17 protein-coding genes are annotated in these 24,996 nt (G+C 36.2%); 3 read left to right on the top strand and 14 right to left on the bottom strand.

Annotated features, from left to right (window positions below; translation table 11 throughout):
- Positions 1-2: 2 nt before the first annotated feature.
- Complete coding sequence (locus G7034_RS11110) at positions 3-1,142, bottom strand: DNA polymerase III subunit (protein WP_166401030.1); 1,140 nt, start codon at positions 1,140-1,142, stop codon at positions 3-5.
- A 118-nt stretch (positions 1,143-1,260) separates the two neighbouring features.
- Here G7034_RS11110 and G7034_RS11105 point away from each other — a divergent pair, with 118 nt between their 5' ends.
- Positions 1,261-2,442, top strand: a complete 1,182-nt coding sequence (locus tag G7034_RS11105; protein WP_166401029.1) for a phosphoglycerate kinase — start codon at positions 1,261-1,263, stop codon at positions 2,440-2,442.
- Positions 2,443-2,515: 73 nt separating this feature from the next.
- Here the strand turns inward: G7034_RS11105 and G7034_RS11100 are convergent, their stop codons facing one another.
- The 6 genes from G7034_RS11100 to G7034_RS12030 form a co-directional block, all read right to left on the bottom strand.
- A complete protein-coding gene (locus tag G7034_RS11100) occupies positions 2,516-3,124 on the bottom strand; it encodes a superoxide dismutase (RefSeq protein WP_166401028.1) in 609 nt (202 codons plus the stop codon).
- Between the two features lie 167 nt (positions 3,125-3,291).
- Positions 3,292-4,587, bottom strand: coding sequence for a hydroxymethylglutaryl-CoA reductase, degradative (locus G7034_RS11095; protein WP_166401027.1), 1,296 nt, complete (start codon positions 4,585-4,587; stop codon positions 3,292-3,294).
- A gap of 41 nt (positions 4,588-4,628) precedes the next feature.
- A complete protein-coding gene (locus tag G7034_RS11090) occupies positions 4,629-5,387 on the bottom strand; it encodes a YebC/PmpR family DNA-binding transcriptional regulator (RefSeq protein ID WP_166401026.1) in 759 nt (252 codons plus the stop codon).
- 64 nt (positions 5,388-5,451) lie between these two features.
- On the bottom strand, positions 5,452-6,225 hold the full coding sequence (locus G7034_RS11085) for a DUF3108 domain-containing protein (protein ID WP_166401025.1): 774 nt from the start codon (positions 6,223-6,225) through the stop codon (positions 5,452-5,454).
- 182 nt (positions 6,226-6,407) lie between these two features.
- Complete coding sequence (tamL, locus tag G7034_RS11080) at positions 6,408-8,660, bottom strand: translocation and assembly module lipoprotein TamL (protein ID WP_166401024.1); 2,253 nt, start codon at positions 8,658-8,660, stop codon at positions 6,408-6,410.
- A gap of 3 nt (positions 8,661-8,663) precedes the next feature.
- Positions 8,664-13,736 (bottom strand): translocation/assembly module TamB domain-containing protein, encoded by a 5,073-nt coding sequence (locus G7034_RS12030; protein WP_166401023.1) that lies wholly within the window; start codon positions 13,734-13,736, stop codon positions 8,664-8,666.
- A gap of 197 nt (positions 13,737-13,933) precedes the next feature.
- Here G7034_RS12030 and G7034_RS11070 point away from each other — a divergent pair, with 197 nt between their 5' ends.
- Positions 13,934-14,293 (top strand): BlaI/MecI/CopY family transcriptional regulator, encoded by a 360-nt coding sequence (locus tag G7034_RS11070; RefSeq protein WP_166401022.1) that lies wholly within the window; start codon positions 13,934-13,936, stop codon positions 14,291-14,293.
- Positions 14,293-16,836 (top strand): M56 family metallopeptidase, encoded by a 2,544-nt coding sequence (locus G7034_RS11065; RefSeq protein ID WP_166401021.1) that lies wholly within the window; start codon positions 14,293-14,295, stop codon positions 16,834-16,836. The genes G7034_RS11070 and G7034_RS11065 overlap by 1 nt, the downstream gene beginning before the upstream one ends.
- A gap of 295 nt (positions 16,837-17,131) precedes the next feature.
- Here the strand turns inward: G7034_RS11065 and G7034_RS11060 are convergent, their stop codons facing one another.
- The 7 genes from G7034_RS11060 to G7034_RS11030 form a co-directional block, all read right to left on the bottom strand.
- Positions 17,132-17,284, bottom strand: a complete 153-nt coding sequence (locus tag G7034_RS11060) for a hypothetical protein (RefSeq protein WP_166401020.1) — start codon at positions 17,282-17,284, stop codon at positions 17,132-17,134.
- Positions 17,285-17,287: 3 nt separating this feature from the next.
- Positions 17,288-17,497 (bottom strand): hypothetical protein, encoded by a 210-nt coding sequence (locus G7034_RS11055; protein WP_166401019.1) that lies wholly within the window; start codon positions 17,495-17,497, stop codon positions 17,288-17,290.
- A 92-nt stretch (positions 17,498-17,589) separates the two neighbouring features.
- Positions 17,590-19,488: a T9SS type A sorting domain-containing protein gene (locus tag G7034_RS11050; RefSeq protein ID WP_166401018.1), complete on the bottom strand. Its 1,899-nt coding sequence runs from the start codon at positions 19,486-19,488 to the stop codon at positions 17,590-17,592.
- 16 nt (positions 19,489-19,504) lie between these two features.
- Positions 19,505-20,899: a TlpA disulfide reductase family protein gene (locus tag G7034_RS11045; protein ID WP_166401017.1), complete on the bottom strand. Its 1,395-nt coding sequence runs from the start codon at positions 20,897-20,899 to the stop codon at positions 19,505-19,507.
- A 20-nt stretch (positions 20,900-20,919) separates the two neighbouring features.
- Positions 20,920-22,275: a fibronectin type III domain-containing protein gene (locus G7034_RS11040; protein WP_223177625.1), complete on the bottom strand. Its 1,356-nt coding sequence runs from the start codon at positions 22,273-22,275 to the stop codon at positions 20,920-20,922.
- A 258-nt stretch (positions 22,276-22,533) separates the two neighbouring features.
- Positions 22,534-23,421, bottom strand: a complete 888-nt coding sequence (locus tag G7034_RS11035; RefSeq protein WP_166401015.1) for a fibrobacter succinogenes major paralogous domain-containing protein — start codon at positions 23,419-23,421, stop codon at positions 22,534-22,536.
- 408 nt (positions 23,422-23,829) lie between these two features.
- Positions 23,830-24,966, bottom strand: a complete 1,137-nt coding sequence (locus G7034_RS11030; protein WP_166401014.1) for an Lcl C-terminal domain-containing protein — start codon at positions 24,964-24,966, stop codon at positions 23,830-23,832.
- Positions 24,967-24,996 lie beyond the last annotated feature (30 nt).

Raw genomic sequence — 24,996 nt, 5'->3', positions numbered from 1 at the left:
GCTTATTTTTTATGGATATAGCGTGTAAGTTGCATAGATAAATCGGTAAAGACAATCTTAGCGTTAGCATTTCTTTGAATGTGAAAGTGAGCTTCTTGTAGAGCGTTAAAAATAGGCTCAATATTTCCTCCGTGAATAAAACTGGCAAACTTATCAAACTTGAATTGTTCATCGTAAGTTTTCATGAATACCAAGGGCTTTGCTTTGTAGTTTTGTAGCAAGGCTTGTCTAAAAAATTGGATGCTAAAGTTAATAAATCGCGTTTGTGTTTCTCGGTTTTCTTTGGCTAAGGTTTGCGCCCACTGCGATAAATCTTGCACAACACTTTTATTTCCTTTGGCCCTAAAAGCGGTTCTTACCCAAGCTATAAAAAGCTTTTCAAATACTTGGTTATCAGAATTTTGATCTAAAAGCTCTAAAGCTTTGCTCAGGTTGCCATCGGCTTGCGCGGCAATTGGCAAGGCTTGTTCCTTACTTAATTGATGTTTATTTTGAAGGTGTTGAGCTATTTGCTCTTCGCTTAAAGGCGGAAAATTAATTTTTTGACATCTTGATTTGATGGTTTCTAAAAGCTGCTCCTCTGCATCAGTAATTAAAATAAAGTAAGTGTCTTTTGGGGGTTCTTCAATGAGTTTTAAAAGTTTGTTGCTGGCAGCGGTGTTCATTTTATCAGCGCACCAAATAATCATAATCTTGGCGGCTCCTTCGTAAGATTTCAATGCGATTGCTTTGGAGATTTCAGCAGCTTCTCTTACATTAATATTGCCTTGCTTTTTTTCAATTCCTAATTCTTTAAGCCAATGATAGAGCTCCCCATAAGGTTGTTCGCTTACAAACTTTCTCCAGTGGAGGTAAAAATCTTTTGCAACAGGATTTGATTTTATTTCTTCGTTTGTATTCACTGGATAGACAAAATGTAAATCAGGGTGATTGAGCGCTTCTATTTTTTTCCTACAAATTCGCTTAGCTTCACCACTTAGATTTCGGCTCACAATTTCACTAGCAAAAGCAATAGCTGTAGGCAGTGTGCCGTAGCCGTGTTCTCCTACAAACAATTGCGCATGAGCAATTCTTCCTCGCTCTACTGTAGTTTTAAGGTGATTTTTTAAGTGCGGTAATCCAGGAATATCATCAAAATTCATAAAGCGAAAATAATTGTTTTTTATCAAACTTCAAGGTTTAATAAAAGTCTTTTCTGAAGTACTTTTCCCAAATAATTACTTATTTTTGACCTTTAGGATTTTTTTAAAAAAAACAACTATGAAAACTATAGACGACTATAATTTTAAAGGAAAACAAGCAATAATTCGTGTTGATTTTAATGTGCCTTTAAATGCAGAACGAAAAGTTACTGATATTAGTAGAATATTAGCTGCTAAACCCACTATACTAAAGATTTTAGAAGACGGAGGCGCGCCTGTGTTGATGTCTCACTTAGGAAGACCTGAAGGAAATGAGGAAAAATATTCTTTGAAGCATATAGCAAGTACAATTAGCGATGTAATTGGCGTGCGCGTAAAATTTGCTGAAGACTGCATAGGTGCAAATGCAGAAAGCATGGCTGAAGCGCTTCAACCTGGTGAGATTTTACTCCTGGAAAACCTTAGGTTTCATAATGAAGAAAAGCAAGGCGACAAAAATTTTGCTGAAGCTTTATCAAAATTAGGAGATATTTACGTTAATGATGCTTTTGGAACGGCGCATAGAGCGCATGCCTCAACTACAGTGGTAGCTGAATTTTTTGAAGATAAATGCATGGGTTACTTACTTCAAAAGGAAGTAGAAAGTTTAGATAAAGTACTAAATTCTAAAGAAAAACCTGTAACTGCCGTAATTGGAGGAGCTAAAGTTTCTTCTAAAATTACAGTAATAGAAAACATTTTGCCTAAAATAGATCATTTGATTATTGGTGGAGGTATGGCTTTTACTTTTATTAAAGCGCAAGGCGGTAACATTGGCACTTCTTTAGTAGAAGACGACAAGCAAGAATTGGCGTTAAGCATTATAGAAAAAGCAAAAGCACATAATGTTGAAATCCACTTGCCAATAGACACCGTAGCAACTCAAGATTTTTCTAATGAAGGCGAAAATAAGGTAACAGACATCAAAGCTATTCCTGAGCATTTAATGGGCTTGGATGCAGGTCCTGAAACTAGAGAAAAGTTTGCTGCCGTCATTGCTCAATCAAAAATCATTTTATGGAATGGCCCGCTGGGTGTTTTTGAAATGGAAAATTATGCCAACGGCACCATTGCTTTAGGAAAAGCTATTGCTGAAGCTACTGCTAAAGGAGCATTTTCTTTAGTAGGTGGAGGTGATTCTGTTTCAGCTGCTAAGAAGTTTGGTTTTGATCAACAAGTAAGCTATGTTTCTACAGGAGGAGGAGCTATGCTTGAAATGCTTGAAGGAAAAACGCTGCCTGGAATTAAGGCATTGGAGTAATTTAGCAATATTTCACATACAAAAAAACAGCCTTGAATTTCAAGGCTGTTTTTTTATGTAACAAGTAAATTAATTACTTATTCGCGTTGTATAATTCTTCTACTTTATCCCAATTAATGACATTAAAGAAAGCTTCAATATAATCAGGTCTTCTGTTTTGGTAATTTAAGTAATAGGCATGTTCCCATACATCTAAACCTAAGATTGGAGTGCCACCACAGCTTACGTTTGGCATTACTGGGTTATCTTGGTTTGGTGTAGAACAAACTTCTACTTTACCACCTTCGTGTACACAAAGCCAAGCCCAACCTGATCCAAATTGAGTAGCTGCTGCTTTAGAAAAGGCATCCTTAAATTGATCAAACGAACCAAAAGCATCATCAATGGCTTTGGCTACATTATCTTTTGGGTTTCCACCTCCTTTTGGGCTCATTACTTGCCAGAATAAACGGTGATTGTAAAATCCACCACCATTATTTCTTACTGCTGAATTAGATAAATCTAAATTCTGAAGAATATCTTCGATAGATTTTCCTTCTAAATCGGTTCCTTCAACAGCTGCATTTAATTTATTGGTGTATCCAGCATGATGCTTACCGTGGTGTATTTCCATTGTTTTTGCATCAATATGTGGTTCTAAAGCGTCGTGCGCGTAGTCTAATTTTGGTAATTCAAAAGCCATAACTATTTATTTTTAATATGATTAATTCTAATTTGTTCAAAATTATAAAAATAAATAGTTTTACGATAACTATCGATGTTATAAATTACTTAAATGCTTACCATAAAAATATCTTATTTAACGGGCTGTTCAATTATTAATTAATTAGCCGTTAAAATACTGAAATACTAGCTTCTTATGGAATGTAAAAAATCTACCACAGAAGAATGCGTAACGGTATTCGATTTAAAATAGTCAACAGCTTGTTGGCGTTCTTCTAAATTAGCCTCAAACTGGTTGAGAATATTCATTAAATGCATTTTCATGTGGCCTTGCTGTATTCCTGTGGTAACTAGTGAATTTACCGCGCCAAAATTTTGTGCTAAGCCGGCAACCGCTACAATTTTCATTAATTCTTCTGCGCTTGGGTGCTGCAATAAAGCTAATGCTAATTTCACTAAGGGGTGTAAACTTGTAAGTCCACCTACGGTTCCTAAAGCTAGGGGAATTTCAATCCAAAATTTAAACTCGTCATTTTCAATTTTAGCATGGGTCAAGCTTTTATATCTCCCTTCTTTTGAGGCAAATGCATGCACGCCAGCTTCTACAGCTCTAAAGTCGTTGCCGGTAGCTAAAACAACAGCATCAATACCATTCATGATGCCTTTGTTGTGGGTTACGGCTCGGTAGGGTTCTATTTCTGCAATTTGTATAGCTTGTATAAATTTATGTGCATATTTTTCTGCTTCATCTCGATTTTTTCCTAGCTCAATAACGGGGCAGCTTACTTCTGCTTTAACTAAGCAATTAGGCACATAATTAGATAGAATACTCATAATTACTTCAAGCTTTCCGGGTAATAATAAGGCGGCTTTTTCCTTTAAAACCTGTGCAAACTCTTCTAGACAAGAATTGATAAAATTAGCGCCCATTGCGTCTTTTGTTTCAAAAGTGCAATGCAATTGGTAATAATTGGCTAATTCAGTGGTTTTGTTGCGAAGGCTAATTTCATTAATTCCACCTCCTCTTTTTTCCATGTTTTTAGTAATGGACTTCACCGCCGCTTTAAAGTCGGGTTGAATTTGTTTAATCAACTTAGTTAAATCGGTTTCATTACCTGCGTAGGTGAAATGAACTTGACCAACTTTTTGTGTTCCTAAAACTTGAGCTTTAAATCCACCTCGTTGCCCCCAAAATTTAGCTGCTTTGGCAGCGGCAGCAACCACAGAACTTTCTTCAATAGCCATTGGAATTACAAAGTTCTTATTATTGATTGTAAAGTTAGGAGCTACTCCAAAAGGCAAGTAAAAATTGGTTAACGTATTTTCTATAAACTCGTCGTGTAAACGCTGTAATTTACCATCTTGATTAAGGTATTGCTTAAGAATTTGTTCAGCCTCCGAAAATTCATTCAGGTAATTGCTGGTTAAAAATTCAATTTTTTCCTTTTTACTTAGTTTTGAAAAACCTTCTACTAGCTTCATAAAATTATTTAATAAGTGGCAAATATACTTCTTTTCAGAGATTAGTCTTTGGCTAATTCCTGCATTAATTCGTCTGTGAGTTCAAGATTATGATAAAGGTTTTGTACATCGTCATCGTCTTCAAACTTTTCAATTAAATCAATAATTTTTTTTGCTTTTTGTAGGTCCAACTCAATGGTATTTTTAGGAATTCTTTGCACCTCGGCAGTTGCTGTTTCTAGTTTTAATTCCTCCAGTTTAGATTGCCTGTTTCCAAAATCTTCAAAAGCGGTATAAACAATAAACTGATGTTCATCTTGTTCAATTTCAATAGCTCCTCCTTCAATTAAATGCAATTCTACTTCTTCTTTGGGGAGTTCAATTTTTTCTTTTTTCAAGTAAAAGACTCCTAATCGATCAAACAAAAACTCTAAAGACCCGTTGGTGCCTAGGCTTCCTCCATTTTTACTGAAAATAGAGCGTACTGAAGCAACTGTTCGGTTGGTGTTGTCGGTAGTGCATTCAACAAAAAAAGCTATTCCTTCGGGACCATATCCTTCAAAAGTAACCAACTCGTAATTGTCGGCATCTTCACCAGAGGCTTTTTTAATAGCCCGTTGAATAGTATCTTTAGGCATGTTTACACCTTTGGCATTGGCTATTGCATTTCTTAGTGTTGGATTAGTTTCGGGGTCTGGGCTTCCGCTTTCTTTAACGGCTACACTAATTTCTTTAATAGCTCGTGTAAATTGTTTAGCTCGTTTTTTGTCTTGGGCTCCTTTTCTGTGCTTGATGTTAGCCCACTTACTATGTCCTGCCATCTAGAAAAAAATTTATCGTTACTAATTACTGAAAATGAAATCAAATTGGTTGGTTGTTATAGCGTTAATTATTAAAAATCAACTGGAATGAATTAGCTAAGCCTCTATATTCAAAAAGATGAGCCGTGAGTGAACCTACGGCGAGTTTAGCTTCCATTTTTATAGGAATTTTATTCTTGTCTTTGGAAACCCAAATAGTTACACTTTCTTTTTCTTTAAACACTCGGTCGGCTTGAACATAGGGTTTAAAAATCATTGTTTTTACTGTGCCAAAATCAGTTTGTAAAATTTCATCACCCTCGTACTTTACTTTAAATGGATAATTTTCTTCATCAAAAAACATATTTAAAACAAATTCATCTCCTGCTTGAATATCATTGATATCTACAATTTCACGTAAATGATAATAAGACGAAATCATATCTTGTGTATAACTAGTTAATTGATGTTCTGAAACAGTATCTTTCTTGTAGTTATGGACAACAGCACGACTTTCATTCTGAAAAAAATCAATCATTTTGTTTTTAATGTGTCCTCCTTCTGAAGTATTTCGGATAAACCGATGACTGTATCCATCGTTCATTCCTAAGTAGCTTTCAAATCTATTTCTTACTTTAAAAAAAACGTCTAACATACCTGTAGTGCGGCCTTCTCCCACCAAGTGATACATTTTTTCGCCTCTTAGTTCTGAAGCGGTAACACTTAGTGTAGCTTCTGAAGCCTTAAACCACCCATAGTTGATCTTAAATTTCAAAATTTCTCCGTCTTTAAAAGAGGAAGCTTGACTAAAAAGGCTAAACTGAACGAGTAAAAAAATACTAGAAATTAATAGTTTCATAGGTCGTTGAGGTTGATTACATCTCTATAATAGCATTTATCAATTGAAATAACTACTGCAAATGCTTAAAGTTGCTAGATACTAGATTTATTTTACTTAAGTTTTCAATTTATTATTTTTTTAAGTTAAGTAAGTAGGGTTTTTAGCGTATAAATTTATAATCTCAGTTAATTAAGCAATTGCTAAAACGGATAACCTATGGCAAAATTAAGCAGGGTTTTGTTAGGTTCAAATTTAAAGCTTTTAGCGGGTCTTTTTAATGGTGCCGCAAAATCGAAACGAATCACAAAGCCTTGAACATCTACTCTTAATCCTACACCCGTTCCCATTCCTAACTCGTCAAGGAAGTTGCTAGCAAATTTTCCTCCTGGTAAGGCTTGATTTTCATTGAGTAGCCAAACATTACCAGCATCGTAAAAAACAGCTCCTTTTAAGTAACTAATTAAAGGAAATCGGTATTCTAGATTAGCTTCTAAGCGAATGTCTCCCGCTTGATCAAAAAAGGATTGACTTCCTGTTTCAGGAACATAACTTCCGGGGCCAAGTGAGCGTATTCTAAACGCTCTTATGCTGTAAGGCCCGCCGGCAAAATATTGTTTCACAAAAGGAAGTGCTTCAGAATTTCCATAAGGTAAGCCCATACCGGCAAATATTCTTCCTACCAATTGTTGTTCGTTAGTAGCTAAGTCTAGATTAAATCGTAAATCGATATCAGCTTTCACAAATTGGGCAAATTCGGTACCAAATACTTTTCGGGTTTCGTCTTCTTCCTGGGCGAATAAATCAATTGTATTTCCAGCCGATTCAAAATTGAAATTGAAAAAATTTCTCCAAACGCGGTCTTCTTTTAATTCGCTATAAGTAAACGAATAAACCAAACCAGCAATAAACTGTTGGTCAAAACTACGCCTTAAAAACGGGTTGTTATCTAATATTTCTTCAAATTCATTGCTGGTATTTCCTAATTGAACTACCTCAATATTAATGGGGTTGATGGTATGGGTAACAAATCTATTTTGATCCCAGTGATAACCAAAGCTTGTAGAAACTGAAGTTAAGGTGTATAAGCCTGTTCGGTTCAAGTAATCAAAACCTAAATTAATATTGGTTTTGGGTATGGAATAATCAAATTTTTCATTTAAATTGATTGGAAATAGTAACCTTGGGAAGCTTAACGTGTTTCTTAAACCTAATTGCAATGAGTTTAAACCACCTTGGTCACCGCCCAAAAATTGGCGTTCATATCCTGCGTTAATACTTGCTTTAAACTGCTCTCCGCCTTGAAAGATATTCCGATTAATGTAAGTTAAATTTAAGTTAGGACCGGTAAAGTTATTTGATTTAGTTACCCCTTGCATTTCAAATCTTACCGAGCGTTTATTCGCTGGAGAGAGATAAACATTACCTGTTAGTTTTTGAACGCTTTGGGTAGAGTCAAACGCATGTTCTTCATAGTCAATATTAACAAATTTGTAGGTTTGCATTGCGTTTAGACGCCTGCTAGTAAACCGTGAATTTTGTGGGTTGTACAGATCACCTGGTTTAATTTTAAAAAATGGCTGTAAACGCTCAGGTTTGAAAAACACCTCATTTTGAATAAATTTAATTTGGCCTATAGTAAGCGTATCTTTTTGCAGGTCCTCAGTTTCTAAACTTGAATTTGGAAAAACATTGATTTTATCAAGGCGAAAAGGATAAAGTGCTTTCGTTGGCGTTTCGCTTTTAAGCTTGAGATAAAGATTAAATTTCTTGTTGGCGTAAGCGTTGGTATCGGCTTCAAAAATAAGGAAGTTTGAATTAAAGTTATAATAGCCTCTGTCTTTTAGGTAACGGTCAATATTTCCGCGTTCAGTTTTTAATTGGTCTAAGCTAAATCTACTTCCTTTTTCAAGTGAAGAGGTTTTTAGGTAGGAATCGATTTCTTGCCATACAGGCAGACTGTCTTTTAGATTTTTTTCTACTTCTATTTCAGCAAGGCGGTAAGGCTTTTGCAAGTTAATTTTATAGGTTACTTCTGCGCTTTGTTTAGCAGTATCGATACTCACTTCAGAAGCAATTTCAGAGGAAAAAAACCCAGTGTTTTCTAATCGGTTTTTCATGACTTCTTCAGTGGTTTCTACATTTACTTGAGAAAGATAAACAGGCTTTTCTCCAATTTGTTTGTTCATCCAACGATTAATAAAGCCTGGTTTTTCTTGTTGTGCCTTGAAATAAAAATACACTCCTGGTCTCATCCAAAGTAGTTTTGTATTTGGATTGGGAAAAAGGACTTCTTTTATTTTTCCTCGTGCAGCTTTTTCAATTGAAGCACCTTGATAAACCACCGAAGCACCTTTATACAAAACTTCATCTTCAGGAATATATTTATTTACTGAACAAGAAAAATTCAGTCCTAAAAACAGGAGTAAATAGCCATGTATAAATTTAATTTTCATTTTCTATTCTTGCTTGTGATTTAGTCTTTTTATTTTCTCTTTAGGTTTTTTCTTTTCTGTTTCTTCTAATTCTTTCTTTTCTTTTTCTTCTTCTTCTAGGGTTTCAGTAGAATTAAAAAGCGATTTCCAAAGTTCGTTAAACTCATTAAATTCGCGTGTAAAAATAAGGGCAATTCCGCTAATGAATACTTGGCCGTCAATCACGTTTTCATACTCACTTTTTCGAAAGCCTCTTGCTTTCCATCTGCCATCTTGCGTTATTAAGTACTCTACACTTACATTTCCTACGGCTACGTTAGATTCACCAGGACGTTGTTCGCCTTGAACGTTTACCTGGCTTCCTGCTTCAACCACAAGCCGGTCGTTAAAGAGTTTTTTTTGCGCACTCACATCTAAGTCTGTTCGTTCTTGACCTACGCCTGTTTCAAAATCGGTATAAGAGTTGATATCAAAATTTAATTGAATACCTGTGTTTCCAGTTAATTTATTAGAAAAGGCGTTGAGTTGATCTGCTAAGGCTTGATTTAAATTGTTTCTAGCCAGTGTAGCTGCCCCTCCTTGGCTTCCATCACTGCCTAATTCTGGGTAAAAACGATTGAGCACTAGTAACGAAAAAACTTGTTTGTTGAGTTCGTCTTCTTGTTGATTAAGTTGGTTAATTCTTGTATAAACCGTTCCATTAATCGCTGCTCGTTGATCTTCTGGCATGTCTAAAGCAAAATTTAATAAAGGAGCACTAAGGTTTCCATCAACATCTAAATAAACAAGAAACGGAAGTAATCTTCGGTACTGATTTTGAATTGAACTTGCTTCTGAAGCAATTTGAGAAGCCATTAAGGCCGAAGGCGAAGTTTCTATTTGATAAACGGCTCTAATATCAAGATCTGCATTGTAAGGATCGCCATACCAACTTACTTTGCTGCCTTCTGCTAGACGAAATCTTCGGGTAACTAAGTTGTAGAGGTTAATCTCAAAAAAGCCTTTTTTTACTTGATAGGTACCACTTAAGTCTATATTTCCATTGCGTTTTACTTGCGCTAATAAGTCGGCGTTTCCTTGTAATTGAATTTGATCTCCTGTGCGTGGGTTGAAAATAACTGTGATTTTTGCTTCTGGATCAACTTTTATCTTTGCATCAATTTCAAAACCTTTAATTAAATCGTTAAATTCTTTTTCAGTAGCTCTAGTGAGAATATCATTTGGATTTGATTTATTGACAAATAAAACCACCCCTTCTCGATCAACTACATCGGCTTGCGCTTCTGGAATGATATAGCTAATATTAGAAGATTTATTCAATGTAAAATCTAGGTTTACTACTGGAACATTTAAATTGCCCGTAAGTTGAGCGTTTAAATCAAAATTTGCTTGACCAAAATAAGCTGTGGTTTCGTTGCGCTTAGCGTCTAAAAGTTGGAAGTTTTCTGCTTTAAAATTCAGGTTAAATCTAGGATTGCTAAGGTTTTCAATAAATACTTTACCGCTGGTATTAAACTTATTTTTTTGAGCATCTGCAATAGTGAAATTTTTAAATTCGATTTCATTTTGGTTAAATTGAATGAATTCCTCTCCAAAATAAAACTTGGTGTTTACAGGTTGAGCTCTAAAGCCAATTTCATTCATTTGCAAATTACCCGCGTAAGAAAGCTTGTTGGTGGAGCCTTTTAATTCAAAATCTGAACGTATTTCTCCTTCAGCTTCGTCAATTAATTCTGGCAAGTAAAAGGCAATAAGGTCTAAATTTAATTTTTTTAACTGAGCGGAAATAGCAAGCTTTGGCTCTTGCTCTTCATAAAAATATTTTCCTTCAGCAAAAAAATCAATTTGCGCTCCTTTTAATTGGATTTTTGTCTTGTAGGTGTTGTTTCCGTTGGCGGAGGCATTCAATTCAAATTTTCCTATATGTTGATTTTTTATAGCTAAATCATCAATGTTTAAATCGGCTAAAAAACCCATTTGTTCATAGGGTTTTACTACTGCTAAACTTCCGTTTATGTCTCCGCTTGCAAATAGTGCATCTGGATGAAAATAACTGCTTAGCGTAGCTAGTTTAAAATCTTTAAACAAAACAGCAACATGTTCTTCAGGTATTTCTAAATCATTTTGAATAGAAAGCTTTTGTTGTTTGTGTTCTAATTGAAAATCCTTAATCCTTATACTTCGGTTTCCAAATTTTATGTAATTTTGGGGGTGAACTTTCCATTGTTGTCGGTTTAAAATAAACTCGTTTTCGTCCAAGCTAAACCTCCACAGGTTTTTGTCTTTTTCAATAAAAGAGCGAATCAAGAAAAAAGCTTCGTCATCTTGGTAAGCTTCAAAGGCAACTTTCCAGGCTTGGTCTTCATAATTTCCAAACAATTGCGTTTTTGCTAATTTAAAACCTGCATTTTCTAAGCTTTCAAAACCAATACTAAAATCAGCTTTTTGTGGGTTTGCGTTGGCTGTTATAGCAAAATCGTTTAGCTGAATATCCTTGTAAATTAATTCTGGTAAAGTACTATTTATTCGTATTTCATTTTTTTCTTCTTTAAAATCTAAGCTTAATTTTAGGGTATCCATTTTATCTAAATCTTCCAAATAGACCTCGCTTAGTAAAGGAATGTTAGTTAACTGCACGCCCCATTCTAAATCAACTTCAGCGCCTTCACTTTCATTTTCTTCTGCTTTAAAATCAGTGAGGTATTTTTGGAGGTATTTTAGGCTTGCGTCAACTAAATCTCTAGGGTGTTTGTTCGCTTTGAGTTGGGAGTTTAGAAACTTACTTTTTGTTTGTAGGTTTGTTTTATTTGTACCTATTTGCGCTTCTAAGTCAAAACCCTTTAGACGGTAAGATTTTTTTTCATAAACACTTACAAACTCGGGAATGCTTAAACTGAAGTCAAATTCTTCTGGGTTACCGCTAAATGCCGCATCAACAATAAACCTTGCTCTAATGTCTTCCTTTAACCAGCCTAAGCTATAAAAATCAACGCCTTTCACTTCTAGTTTAGGCTGAAAAACATAGAAATTATCGGCTAATTCTACGTGAGAATGTAGATTTAAATCAATGTTTTCATTTTCAAAGTTGAGCGATAAATCTCCTTCACTTTCTTTGAGTTGAAGGCTTAGTTGAAGTCCGTTAAAATTTTGGTTAAAGGCAGTGAATTTAGTGATTTCTGAATTAAAATCTACATCGATGTTGCTTAAGTCTTTGTACTTGCCTTTAAGGTTGAAATGCATATTCAAGGGGCTTAAATCTTTGTTTTGAAGGATTTTTGCTAAGGCTAAATCTGAAGCAGTTGTTGAAAAATCAAAGCTTATTTCTTGGTCTAAATCAATTTTTCCTTCTAGGCTCACGGAACCAAAATCGCTTTTTAAGCTAGATTTGGTAGTCCATAAATTCTGTTTGTTTGTTAAACTCCCTGTCAACGACATTCCATCAGGCAAATCTATTTTGGCTATCGTTTCTGTTGGAAGCCACAACAACAAATCCTCCTTTTTGGTGCTCAAATGATAAGTATCTAAAGTTAAACTCTGATTAGTTTTCATCAGGTTATGAAGTGTGCCTGCAAAATTGATTTTGGTTGTATTCCAATGAACAAAAGACGGCTGTAAGTTGATGTTTCCTTTTTTTCCATTGGCCTTAATTTTAGTTTGAATAGGATGTTTTGCTAAGTTAACCAAGGCCTCATTTTGCTTAAAATTAGGTAGAAATGACTTAAATTCTTTCAGCTGAAAATTTCCCGCTACATCAAGTTGCAAGTCAGTAAATTCTTCCGGATGATTAATGAAGTTTGTTAAGCTTGTAAATTGAATTCTAGCATTGCCTTTCAATTCGTTTTGAAGGGTGTTAAGTTGAAGTTGGTCAAGATCTATAGCTTGTTGATTTACTTTTAAATTAAAATTCAAGTTTTTTAAAGCTAAGCCTGTATATTCCTGAAAATGAAATTGCTTCAGCTTTAACTTTAGGTTTTTTTCTGAAGGAGAGTAGCTCAAATCTGATAGGTCAAGATGAAGCTGATTAAATTCAACAGGTGAAGCATCAAACGTATTTTTGTTTAACTTTTCTCCTTTGGTGGTTTGTGTAAATTTTTGATTTTTAATACTTAATTGATCAAAAGCAATTTCCCAAGCTGGCCATTCAACAACAAAATCTTCAGCTTTATTAGCAGAGTTTTTGGAAACTTCTTTTTGGGCTAAATCTAAATCAACTTTAGATTCTTCAATGTTTAAAAGTTTCCAAGTTAGCTGTTTTTCTTTCAAATCAAGCTCAAGGTCTTTCCAATTAAATTGTTCTAAAAATGCCGTGTAATCATCTTCATAATAATTGATTTCAGTGGCTAATTCTACAAGACTAAAATCATTGATTTTTAAATTTAAATCAGGCCCGTTAGTGGCTAAATCATCTTTTTGTTCATCGGTTTCAATACGCTTATCTTCAGTTTGTTTTTGGGAATATGTGAAATCTGATTGAAGGATGAAAAACTCATCGATTTCAACATTTAGATTTTTTAAATCGAAGGTTTTCATTTGAACCAATAAATGACCAAGAACAAGCTCAGCCTCTAGCGCTTCTTCTTCATCTAGGTAAGTTAGTTGACAATTTTTTAAGTCAATTGCACCAAGAAAAAAATCATATTCAGCATTACTAGCCTTCTCTTCTTTTTCGGTTGTTGAAGCAAAAGCATCAATTAAAAACTGATAATTAAAATCCTTGTTTTTAAGACGGTAAACCGAAGATTCTAATCCCTTTAACTCGATGTTTTTAAGGTGAATTTTCTGCTCTTTAAAAATGCTAAATAGGGGGATGTTAAGTTCTAATTCCTCAAAATAAACTAAGGTTTTATCTTGTTGGTCTTTTAAAGAAAGTCCTTGTATATTGAGGTTACCATCAAAAGTAAGAAAGAATTTCTCAATATTAAATGGGGCAGAGGTTTTACTGCTCACATACTGAGTTACTTGGTTGATTATTTTATCTTGACCCCACGGACTTCTAATTAGCAAAACTAAAGCAACAAAAATCAAAATTAAAAACAAGAAAGTCCTAAAAAGGATTCTTCGTGTTTTTTTATATAAACTTTTCTTTTTTGTTTCCACTTTGGCAAACTAATCAACTTTTGTTAATTTACCTGCAAAGGTAAAGTTAATCCTTATTGATTTGGTTTTTTCTTCAGCATTTATTAAAATTTAAACATGCTAAATCAATTTTATAAAACTATAATTATAGTTATTTAACTAATTAAGTAGTTGCATAACTAAAAAAATAGTTTACATTTGCTAAAAATGAATTTGATATGCAAAAATTAACCTCAAAGGAAGAAGAAGTAATGCGCGCTTTATGGAAGTTAGAGAAGGCTTTTGTAAAAGAAATTTTACCTGAATTAGAGGAAGAATTGCATTACAATACTGTTTCTACCATAGTTAGAAATTTAGAGGAAAAGAACTTTGTGAGTCATCAAGCTTTTGGAAAGACACATCAATATTTCCCGTTGATTAATCAAGAGGAATATTCTAAAACGGTGGTTAATTCTACTACTCAAAAGTTTTTTGAAGGTTCGTATAAAAATTTGGTTTCGTTTTTTGCTAAGGAAGAGAAAATTAGCACCAAAGAGCTTAGAGAAATTATTGATTTAATTGAAAAAAACAAAAGCTAATGGAATTTTTCATCTACTTAATTAAAGTCAGTGGATTATTAGCTTTATTTGGCTTGAGTTATTGGTTTTTATTGCGTAATGAAAGCTTTAAAAATTTCAACAGAAAATTCTTGCTTTTTGGTTTACTTCTTAGTTTTTCCTTGCCTTTGCTTCAGGTAACAACGATAGAGTTTGTTAAGCCTGACCCCAAAGAAGCTTTAATTGTTGAATCTACCATAGATGAAGCGGCTAATTTTCAGTTAAATTCAGTAGAACAAAACAAAGCAACTTCTTCTATAAAACCCGCCAAGGAAATTCCGTGGAGCTTTATTTTCTTTGCTATTTACCTACTTGGCGTTATTTTTATGACGCTGAAATTAAGTAAGCAATTTTATACTTTAAGGAAGCTGCTTCAAACGGCTGCCAAGTTTAAAAAGAACGGCATTGTCCATTACCAATGCAAACAACCAATTAATGTTTTTTCGTTTTTTAATGTAGTTATTTATTGTCCGGATGCATTGAATGAAAAGACGTTAAACAGTGTGTTAGCACATGAATATGTGCATATTAAGCAAAGACATTCTATTGATTTAATGCTAGCCAATTTAGCTCAAATTATACTTTGGTTTAATCCATTGATGTATTTCTACCGAAAAATGTTGGATGAAAATTTAGAATTTATTGCCGATCAAGAAACTGTTTCGCGTTTGGAAAACAAAAAACACTACCAATACACCTTACTTAATTTTATTCAACCCGACCAAGCTGCTTTGGTAGGTCATTATTTTTTTAAAAACTCAACGATTAAAACAAGAATTATGATGTTAAACAAGCAAAAATCCCCAAGTATTTACCGGTTGAAATCGGTTGTGATTATCCCTATCCTAATTACTTTTATTGCCTTTTTTCAAGTAGAAACGGTGGCTATGCAGGTGGAAGAGGAAAAAGTAGCTGAAACTCAAAAAAACAACATTTCAACTTCCTATAGTTTTAGTGTTTTAGTAACCGCTTTAACAACAGAGGAGGAATTAGACCAACTTGTTGAGACTTTCAAGAAAGATGATATCAATATTAAATTCTCAAAAGTTAGGCGAACTAAAAAAGGAGAAATAAAAGGAATTAAAATCAAAATGAATAATGCCGATAAAAGTATAAATACTCAAAAGCATGTAAAAGGGAACAAACCTATTTCTCCTATAGAATTGAAAGTCTTTATGCCTCAAAATTCGAATGAAAAAGAATTTGAAATTAGCTCTAAGAAAGCTAACATCAATAAAGCCAGTAAAGATAAGGTTTACGAAGAGTGGAAAGCAATTAGAAATGAAGTTAACAAGGTTGTTTTTAATAAGAAAGAGCTTTCTTTTAAAGAGGAATATCTAATAAAAAATTTAAGCATCAAAGATTTTGATGATGGTGTGGCATATCTTGAAGGTGATATTGAAAAAGTGCCAAATGCTATAAAACACTTTGTTTCTAACAATATTCTAAACGCAAAAGACAAAAATGATACTGGAAAGTATTATGTGCTAAAAGAAAGTGATGAGGAAAATGAAAAATATAAATTAATGACTGTGACTAGAAATTCTATTACAACCTCATCACATTCTACGCAAAAAAAAGATAATGAACTTTCAACAGATGAGGAACTTCAATCTATTCCAAGAATTAAAATTTTAGAGAGCATTACTAAAGATTCCTCTGAAGAAGACATTCAAGTTTTTGCTCAACATTTTAATGAAGAAGCTAATGTAAATCTTAATGTTGAAAACTTGAAAAGAAATAAAAACGGAGAAATCACTTCTATTAAAATTAAGTTAACAGATGATAATACAAATTCTGAAACTGTTCATAAACAGGAATCCAACAAAGGAATAACTCCTATATTGCTTGAAAAGAAAAATAAAGGAGGTAAAGATATTTTCGTGATTAGAGGAACTAAAGAGAGAAAAACTGAAAAAGAAAGAAAAGTCATTTACATAACTGAGCAAGATATTGAAATTGACCCGGATCAAGAAGACATCAATGCTTACGTAAAAATCACCCCTACTTTATCAAAACCACAGATCATTTTATATGTAGTTGATGGAAAAGAAGTTTCAGAAGAGTATTTTAAAAAATTAAATCCTTCAGAAATTAGCGAAATAAGAGTGGAAAAAGATTCTTCTTCATTTCCCAACAAAGATGTGGACGGCATTATATTCATTACAACCAAAAAAGATGAAAGTAATGATGCAAGTCTTTTACTTCAGAAAAATAATAAAATCCCTTGGGAGCTTTTAGACCAAAAAGAAGATTTGCAAGGTTTAATGAAATACTTCAATCTTTTAGATGATCAAATAAAAAGTGATTTTTACAATGATTTATTACAAAACAAGGACGCGTTTAAAATTTTTAGAAACAACCAATTAACAGATGAAAATGAACTTAAAAACTTAGATTACAAAGACATTCTTTCCATAAAAAAAGTAGAAAAAACCAATACAATTAAAATTAAAACCAAACAAAATACAGTTGTTCCTGAACCACCAAGCCCACCAACACCGCCCAGTCCAGAAAAGCCTTAATAAAGGTAGAATTAGTCAATTTAGCTTGCTCAATAAGCAACTTGTGCAAGCTTTTTTGTTGAAGTTTAAATTATAGCCTATTTAGGTATTTAAAGAATATACAGTTTAAGACCGTTGCATAATTAACGTGGTTTCTTTTCCTTTCTTTTATTGCTTAATTTTTGATTTTTAGCCGTTTTTTTTCTTGCAATGATCTTAAAACTTTAGCTAAATTTTTATACCCAACAACAAAAAAAACCACCCTTAAAAATTTAAAGGGTGGCTTCTGAAAACCAAATTAAAACAAATTGTTGCTTTACCTGCTTTGCCTTAGCAATTCAAGCTCTTCTTGAAGTCGCATTTCCTCCTTAACTAGCAAGACAATATTGACTAGAATAATGGCAATGATAAGGTACAATAGATACAGCACAATATCAATCCACGTCAATTTTTTTAATCGTTTAATCATGACTTATTTTTTTATTTTTTTTACGCCAAAGTAAGCTCCAACGAGTAAAGCTAAGGGAATAAGGAAATTGATGGGTACATCATTAACGTTATCTTCAAAACCACCCATAGCATCCTCAAGACCTTGAGCATCCTCAAGACCTTGAGCGTGGATGTTTGTTATGGTAAAAAAACTTAGTAGGATTACGGTAAATATTAGTTGTGATTTTTTCATCTGTTTATATTTATTGTTTTTTAGTGGTCAGATGCGACACGTATAATCATTCTCCTGTGTGTAGAAGCTTTATACATGCGTGTTTCATCTGCTTACTCTTTTATTAACTGTGTGCTTTGTTGGTTTCCTGCTTCGTCGGTTAGCTTTACACTATATACGCCACTGTTAAACGCACTGACATCGACTTCTAAACTAGGCGATTTCAATTCTTGTTTTGCGGTATATACTTGCTGACCTAACATGTTGTAGATTTCAACTTCTACTGATGTGCCTAAAGTTAGGCTTGTTTGAATGTTTACCATTTCCTTGGCGGGGTTAGGGTAGAGGCTAAACAACTTCTTGTCCACATCTTCCATGCTCATGGTTTCTGCATCAAACTTTAAGGAAAAACGTTGACTATCTACCGATTCGCTAATACTTTCATCAACATTAAACGAGTAGGTCTCGCCGTCTTCTAACAAAGTTTCCGTGCCTAAATAAGCATCAACTAAATAAACTGCTGTTGTTCCAAAATTGTTTAAGTTAGCCACAAAGCTGTAGTCTTGATTTCTCCAGTTGTTGGTGAACAGCGGAATGACCTCATCATTTTCTGGGAAGTTTCTTCGCTGAATAGTAAACAAGCTGTTTTCATTGACTGAAGCTAGGTTTTCATCGATATTCCCCATTTTAGCAATATCTGCTGCATCTACCTCAGTAATTCCATCGGCAGCAAAGCGTAATCGAATCGCGTCAATAGTTTGATTTCCTTCATTTTGCAACTCAAATAACAAACTCATCTGATTATCGCTGAATGGCGCTGATTTGTCAAGTGTAGTAGTCACATCTTTTACATCTTCAGTAAAAGAAATATTAGAATCTCCACCTGTTAACTGAATAAAGAAGGCTTGTCCAGGTTCAATAAATTTAGTAGCATCCGAGCTAGGAGTGGTATCACCATTTCCTGTTAATTCATCTATTGTTATAAAAGCTCCACGTGTATTCACCATCGGGTCCCACACCCATAATTGGTTGCTGTCAGTATTTGAATTTGCAGCAAGAACTTCACTCACATCAATCCTTGATTGATAAGGATTCGCAATAAAAGCAAAGGTATTGCTACCTGCGGTTGCACTTGGGAAAGTGAAATCTTTAGTCCCTACCTCTAAGGTTCCTGTTGAGAGTAAAGTGGTAGCTCCCTCAGAGTCGTTATCTGACAAATCAATTCCACGATCGCCACGTACCATCAAACGATAAGGCACGCCTGCTTCTAGGTCTCTGTTTTTGCTGTCAGCAACTGCCTGCCAGCCACTATCGAAGTAAAACATCGACGGATTCCCTGAAATTGTATAATCTAATCCTGTTGTACTATTGTGTTCTCCTACTGTCCCTACTTCGCCCGTAATATGGGTTCCAATACCCGGTTCATTATCACCGCCGTTTTGCCAGTTGTCAAAGATGCTACCACCATCTACGGGACTAGCTACCATTCTAAAGGCGCGTTTGGCAGGGTAGAACTTCTCTACACTAAGGTTGGCTGTTCCTCCGGTGGATTCTACTACATAAGCTTCTTGACCCACACTTGGATTAAGCATGGTAATCTTGTCTCCTGCAGTTAGCGTACCGCTGGTTAGCTTCAAGGTTTCACTAATGCCTAAATGTCCGTCAATAACGTTGGTGGTTCCTGAGCTTTTGTCTAGCACTACGTGTTTTACTTCGTCGTTAGCTCCAAATATAAAATCATCGGTGCTATTGGCATTGGTTGTACCGCTACCTATTACTAGAGTAGCATCTTCAAAAGCAATGCTGCCAGCGCTATTGTCTAATCCAGCATCAAGGGTAAAGTTGACTTCAGTGGCTGGCTTAAAGGTTAATGTTCCTTGGTTATTTACATCTTCGTTGGTGTAAAAAGCGTCATCACCTGCGACGTAAAGTTCTGTACTACTGCTAATATGCAGCTGGGCGTAACTCGCTGAAACAGCAAGTAATAGTGTTAATTTGAGTAAATGTTTCATGTTCATTGTGTTTAAATTAATTTTTGAGTTGTTGTATATAAGCGTTTAAGTGTGCTAAGTTTTTAGGTTTTAAAATTATTTTCAAATCTTTATCAAGTAAGAAGTAGGAGGGCGTGGCATAGATGTGATAATCTTGTGCTGCTTTGGTGTCCCATTTCTTTAATGTAGTAGTCGATACAAAGGGCAAAGCGCCTGTAAAATTAACGAAATCAGTGGTGTTTTCGTCTAGCGAAACCAACACCACTTCAACAGCTTTGTCTTTCCAAGCGGTGTAATGCTCCACTAATTGTGGAGTTTGTTCTCTGCAGTGCCCACACCAACCGGCAGCAAAGACTACTACTTTATAGGTGGCGTCAATTTCTTTTAAGGAAGCAGCCTTCATCCCTTCCGGGAAGTAGGTGTATTGGCCAAAACGAATATCAGGTGCCGTATTGCCTTTTTTCATTTGGCGGTAGCTTTCCAATTGCTTAGCCACATCGTCATTTAAGCTGCAGCTTTGCTCGTTTAATACTTTTAACGCCAGATATTCAGCTGAGGTAAATAGGCTTCTTTTTTCGAGTAGGTTAAAGAGGTATTCGGTTAGCGTATTGTACTTGGCTTCATCATGTATTAACTGCGCAAGCATAAGGTCAATCGATTCATTTAAATCGGCAAAAACCTGATCCAATGCACCACTACTGTTTTCGATGAACCACACGTGGTTTTCTATAGCCTCTTTCAACAAACCACTTGTGTACAAACGTTCATCGGCATAATCTAAGTTTTGGAGCGCTTGGCGTGTGGCTGGAATTTCTTCTGGGCGGTATTGCGCAACTTGAGCTACACTGCTTAGTAATTTACGTACCGGGATGTACCAACTTAGGTAACTATCTGAGGGTAATTTATCCAAGAATTCTTGCTCACTACTGTAGATGTGTTGTATTTCTTTTTCTATAGCGCTTAGGGCTGCTTTTTCTTTTTTGAAAATAGCTTCTTCTGTATAGATTTTTTGCAAATACTCCCAAGCACTTAAGGCTTGCTCACGTTTGGGCTGTTGCCTAGCATATTGCATAAACGCTTTGTTTTGAGCACCTTTACTGATTTGAATACTTTCAGGTAAGCTTGTGTTTTCTCCGTTTAGTTTAACCATTTCTTTCCCTAAAACAGCTAGAAACGACTTGTTATTTTCGGGAATTAATAAGCCCATGCCGTAATCTTTGGGAGCAAACTCAAGCACAAAACGCCCATCTGCATCGGTTTGTGTGCTGTCTATAACATAGGTGTCTAAACCATTAAACCCCTTAAGCAGGATGCTTTGATTAGGTACTGCCGTTAATTGACCACTAATTTCTTGCGCAAAACTTTTTGAGAAAATAAAAAGCAGTGCAAGAGCAAATAATGGTTTAAGGTTAAGTACGTTTATGCTGTTCATGTTGTTGTTTTTTGGTTTTTTTAAAAAGCACGAACCGCACGAACCTTTTTATAATATGACTTGTAGTTTGAGCTCTGACCGCCACCGGATAAGTTTCTGATGTACCCGAACTCGGCATTTTGCTGCGTACTACTCCAATATTCTCCACTAACATCGGTACCTCCGTTTGCCACGGCGGTGGTGTTAATAGTTGTCCTGTTTTGAGACATTAAAGACAATTCATCTATTGAAGGTAGAAACCAATCGCTGTAACCACCACCAGTATAATTGTCACAAAGCTCGGCTGCTATGCCAGACTCTGAGCAATCGGCTAAAATAGCACTAGTATTAGCTGCACCGGAGCCTATTCCATTACCATCAGCTCCTGAAATACTTGTATTGTAGCATCCCCATTCAGCTCCTGAACTTTGATCTTCTATAGCAGCTACCAAACCATGCGTTTCTCCAGCCACATATCCTGGATCATTACTGTCAAAAATATAAAAAACAACTCCACCTTCATGGTAATCTCCAACCGATAAATTAGGTGTTACAGCATTGGAAGGCATACTAGCAGCGCTTGTTCCTATGCTATTGGTGGCGGTTAGGGTAAAAGTGTAGGCTGTGCCATTGGTAAGGCCGGTTACTGTAATTGTACCGCCTCCTGCCTGCTGTACCGAAGCAGTAATACCCTCAGGATTTGATGTAGCGGTATAAGATGTGATAGGTGTTCCTCCATTATTAGCGGGAGCCGTAAAAGTTATTTCTGCCTGAGCATTACTTGCTGTTACATTTGTTATATTTGGTGTATCTGGAACATTACCCGGTGTTACAGCATTGGAAGCCGCGCTAGCAGCGCTTGTTCCTATGCTATTGGTGGCGGTTAGGGTAAAGGTGTAGGCTGTACCATTGGTAAGGCCGGTTACTGTAATTGTGCCGCCTCCTGCCTGCTGTACCGAAGCAGTAATACCCCCAGGATTTGATGTAGCGGTATAAGATGTGATAGGTGTTCCTCCATTATTAGTGGGAGCCGTAAAAGTTATTTCTACTTGACCCACTCCAGGGGTTACACCAGCTATTAATGGCGCATCAGGTACCGTCCATGGTTGATTTGCTGTTCCGCTAATCATACTCATCCATCCATTACCATTATATGCCTGCATCTCTCCATTACTACCACAATTGCTACACCAAAGCATCAAACCAACCGTAGGGTTGCTTATGGCATCGCGCTCGGCTTCCGTCATCCTTGGTGGCAAAAGACCTTTATCGGTTGCCACTACATCTAATGCTGCTGAAGCATCTGGGGTTGTAGTGCCAATTCCAACTTGGGCTATTGCTAAATTTAATCCTATCAATACCAATAAAAGGCTTAATAAAGTAGTTTTAGTTTTCATTTTAGTTTTCATTTTTTATTTGTTATCGGTTTTCAGTGATCTGTTCTGAACTGTCAACCGTGAACTGTGAATCTGTCGTTTGCCGACTCTTAACCAGAGTTATTTCAAATTTTAGGTGGAATGCCTCTCGCAACGCAAAGCTGATTTCCATCTAGTATAAAACATCCCATAGGTAATTTCTTATTTTTTATCATTTCTCACTCTTTACGCTTCACATCTCATAATTCACTTCTTTATTCTTTGTACTTAATACTATTCTTAATCTTTAATACAACGGACAGGGAAACCGCCAGCACGAACGCCAGTGCCCATATTGGCACCGGAACTAGGGAAGTTGAGGCGACTGCCATTGGCGCCTGAAACGGTACTAGACCAATAGAAGCCGCTGGAGCCAACACCGCCGAGCCCACCAGTACGGCTGCGGTAGCCTGCTACGGGCAACTTAAGTGGCGAGGTAATGGCGCCTTCTCTGTTGTTAGTGCTATTAATTGGTGATTGTGTCCAGGAACTACGCTCATTGTTCAATTCAGCTTCTGTTGGTACGCGGTAGCCAGCAGGGCAAGGGTCGTGCACGCCTTTGTCTGCATCGGTTGGGTTACCCCATCTTGTATCGTCTTGAGTAGATAACCAATCATAAGGAGAGCTTGCAACTGTAATAAAATCACTTCCCTCAGTTCCTGCAGCTACAGGGCCAGCATTAGTATTAGAAGTACGGTCTTCATGCCCATCGCTATTTCTACCCCATTGATATAGATTACCATACGCCCAGCAATCGGTCCCGCCATCTGCACTAGGCGTAGATCGGTCGGCTGTAAAAGCTCCGAGGTTTCTGTCCATCCAGGTGTCGCCGGTAACAGGGTTGGTGACGTCAACAATCTCTGTTTCATCAGCACTTAGAAAAGGAACATTATCACAATTTTGAGTTGTTGATGGTGGTATAACTAGACTACCTGAACAAGTGTCATACCATACACCTTTAAAAAATTGTATGCAGTTTTCGTCGGTATTGTAAATCATTAAGCCTTCCGCAGGGTTGCTTATGGCATCGCGCTCGGCTTCCGTCATCCTTGGTGGCAAAAGACCTTTATCGGTTGCCACTACATCTAATGCTGCTGAGGCATCGGGATTGGTGGTTCCTATTCCCACTTGGGCGTTGGCGGTGTTTAAGCCGATGAAGGCGAGCGTTACTAGGGTTAATAGTTTTGTTTTCATTTTAGTTTTCATTTTTTATTTGTTATCGGTTTTCAGTGATCTGTTTTGAACTGTTAAGCGTGAACTGTGAATCTGTCGTTTGCCGACTCTTAACCAGAGTTATTTCAAATTTTAGGTGGAATGCCTCTCGCAATGCAAAGCTGATTTCCATCTAGTATAAAACATCCCATAGGTAATTTCTTATTTTTTATCATTTCTCACTCTTTACGCTTCACATCTCATAACTCACTCTTTATTCTTTGTACTTTGTACTATTTCGCTCTTTAAAACATATAGGTAGAAATAACTTATATCTAACGGGATAAATGGTTTAACCCGTGAAATCTTTTTGTTTCACTGGGTTTAAAAAGCACGAACAGCACGAACACTGTAAGAGTTGAGCTTAAGGTAGTTGAACAGGTTGCCATTGTCGAATTTCTGAGTCGAAGCGTTGTTGGCATCGCTCTCGGTAGAACTAAAATAGAAGGCACTAGCAAAACCGCTGCCTCCGTTTGCCACTGCGGTAGCATCAATAGTTGTCTTGTTTTGATACATTAAAGACAATTCATCAATTGAAGGTAGAAACCAATCGCTATAACCACCACCAGTATAATTGTCACAAAGCTCGGCTGCTATGCCAGGCTGTGAGCAATCGGCTAAAATAGCACTAGTATTAGCTGCACCGGAGCCTATTCCATTACCGTCAGCTCCTGAAATGCTTGTTCCGTAGCATCCCCATTCAGCACTAGAACTTTGATCTTCTATAGCAGCTACCAAGCCATGCGTTTCTCCAGCCACATATCCTGGATCATTACTGTCAAAAATGTAAAAAACAACCCCGCCTTCTCTAAAATCTCCAACTTGAGGTGGAGGTGGAATAACAGTTCTTTCTAAACTACAAGTCTGTCCGCCAATGTTAATGGCAAACGAAGCCGTGCCATCACTTGCAGGTGTGCCGCTTATGGTGTAGGTTAAGCTTCCTGCGCCAGTGGCTAAAGTTCCTGGGGCTAGTGTAGCAGTAAGCCCCGTAACACCAGTAGAATTAACCGTTTGACCAGAATGATTTAAACCGTTACCGCCGGTGTAGTCTATCACAGTAGTTACACCAGCTGCTGCTTCTCCATCTGTAAGCGTACCATTGTTAATTGCACCTGCACAGTCTAGTGAGGCAATCGTACCATAAGTAGGACCGCTGCATCCGTCATACCAACCGTTATTATCGTACCATTGCATGCAGTTTTCGTCGGTATTGTAAATCATTGATCCAACTACAGGAGAAGCGATAGCATCGCGCTGTGCCGTTGTCAACCGTGGGGGCAAAAAAACTTTGTCGGTTGCTTCTAGCTCTAAAATAGCTGAGGCATCGGGATTGGTGGTTCCTATTCCCACTTGGGCGTTGGCGGTGTTTAAGCCGATGAAGGCGAGCATGAGCAAGAGCCTCCCCCAACCCCTCTGTAGGAAGGGCGTTTTTACGTTTGTGGTGTTCATTTTAGTTTTCATTTTAGTTTTTATTTGTTATCGGTTTTATTT

The organism is Psychroflexus maritimus, from assembly GCF_011089875.1.
In the GTDB taxonomy this organism is placed as follows: Bacteria; Bacteroidota; Bacteroidia; order Flavobacteriales; family Flavobacteriaceae; genus Psychroflexus; species Psychroflexus maritimus.
The sequence above is the reverse complement of the archived record's forward strand: the minus strand, read 5'-3'. Positions and strand labels throughout refer to the sequence as shown.

Bases quoted from the DNA above. Each gene is read 5' to 3' on its own strand.
- G7034_RS11110 (WP_166401030.1), bottom strand. From the start codon at position 1,142: ATGAATTTTGATGATATTCCTGGATTACCGCACTTAAAAAATCACCTT.
- G7034_RS11105 (WP_166401029.1), top strand. From the start codon at position 1,261: ATGAAAACTATAGACGACTATAATTTTAAAGGAAAACAAGCAATAATT.
- G7034_RS11100 (WP_166401028.1), bottom strand. From the start codon at position 3,124: ATGGCTTTTGAATTACCAAAATTAGACTACGCGCACGACGCTTTAGAA.
- G7034_RS11095 (WP_166401027.1), bottom strand. From the start codon at position 4,587: ATGAAGCTAGTAGAAGGTTTTTCAAAACTAAGTAAAAAGGAAAAAATT.
- G7034_RS11090 (WP_166401026.1), bottom strand. From the start codon at position 5,387: ATGGCAGGACATAGTAAGTGGGCTAACATCAAGCACAGAAAAGGAGCC.
- G7034_RS11085 (WP_166401025.1), bottom strand. From the start codon at position 6,225: ATGAAACTATTAATTTCTAGTATTTTTTTACTCGTTCAGTTTAGCCTT.
- tamL (WP_166401024.1), bottom strand. From the start codon at position 8,660: ATGAAAATTAAATTTATACATGGCTATTTACTCCTGTTTTTAGGACTG.
- G7034_RS11070 (WP_166401022.1), top strand. From the start codon at position 13,934: ATGCAAAAATTAACCTCAAAGGAAGAAGAAGTAATGCGCGCTTTATGG.
- G7034_RS11065 (WP_166401021.1), top strand. From the start codon at position 14,293: ATGGAATTTTTCATCTACTTAATTAAAGTCAGTGGATTATTAGCTTTA.
- G7034_RS11060 (WP_166401020.1), bottom strand. From the start codon at position 17,284: ATGATTAAACGATTAAAAAAATTGACGTGGATTGATATTGTGCTGTAT.
- G7034_RS11055 (WP_166401019.1), bottom strand. From the start codon at position 17,497: ATGAAAAAATCACAACTAATATTTACCGTAATCCTACTAAGTTTTTTT.
- G7034_RS11050 (WP_166401018.1), bottom strand. From the start codon at position 19,488: ATGAAACATTTACTCAAATTAACACTATTACTTGCTGTTTCAGCGAGT.
- G7034_RS11045 (WP_166401017.1), bottom strand. From the start codon at position 20,899: ATGAACAGCATAAACGTACTTAACCTTAAACCATTATTTGCTCTTGCA.
- G7034_RS11040 (WP_223177625.1), bottom strand. From the start codon at position 22,275: ATGAAAACTAAAACTACTTTATTAAGCCTTTTATTGGTATTGATAGGA.
- G7034_RS11030 (WP_166401014.1), bottom strand. From the start codon at position 24,966: ATGAAAACTAAAATGAACACCACAAACGTAAAAACGCCCTTCCTACAG.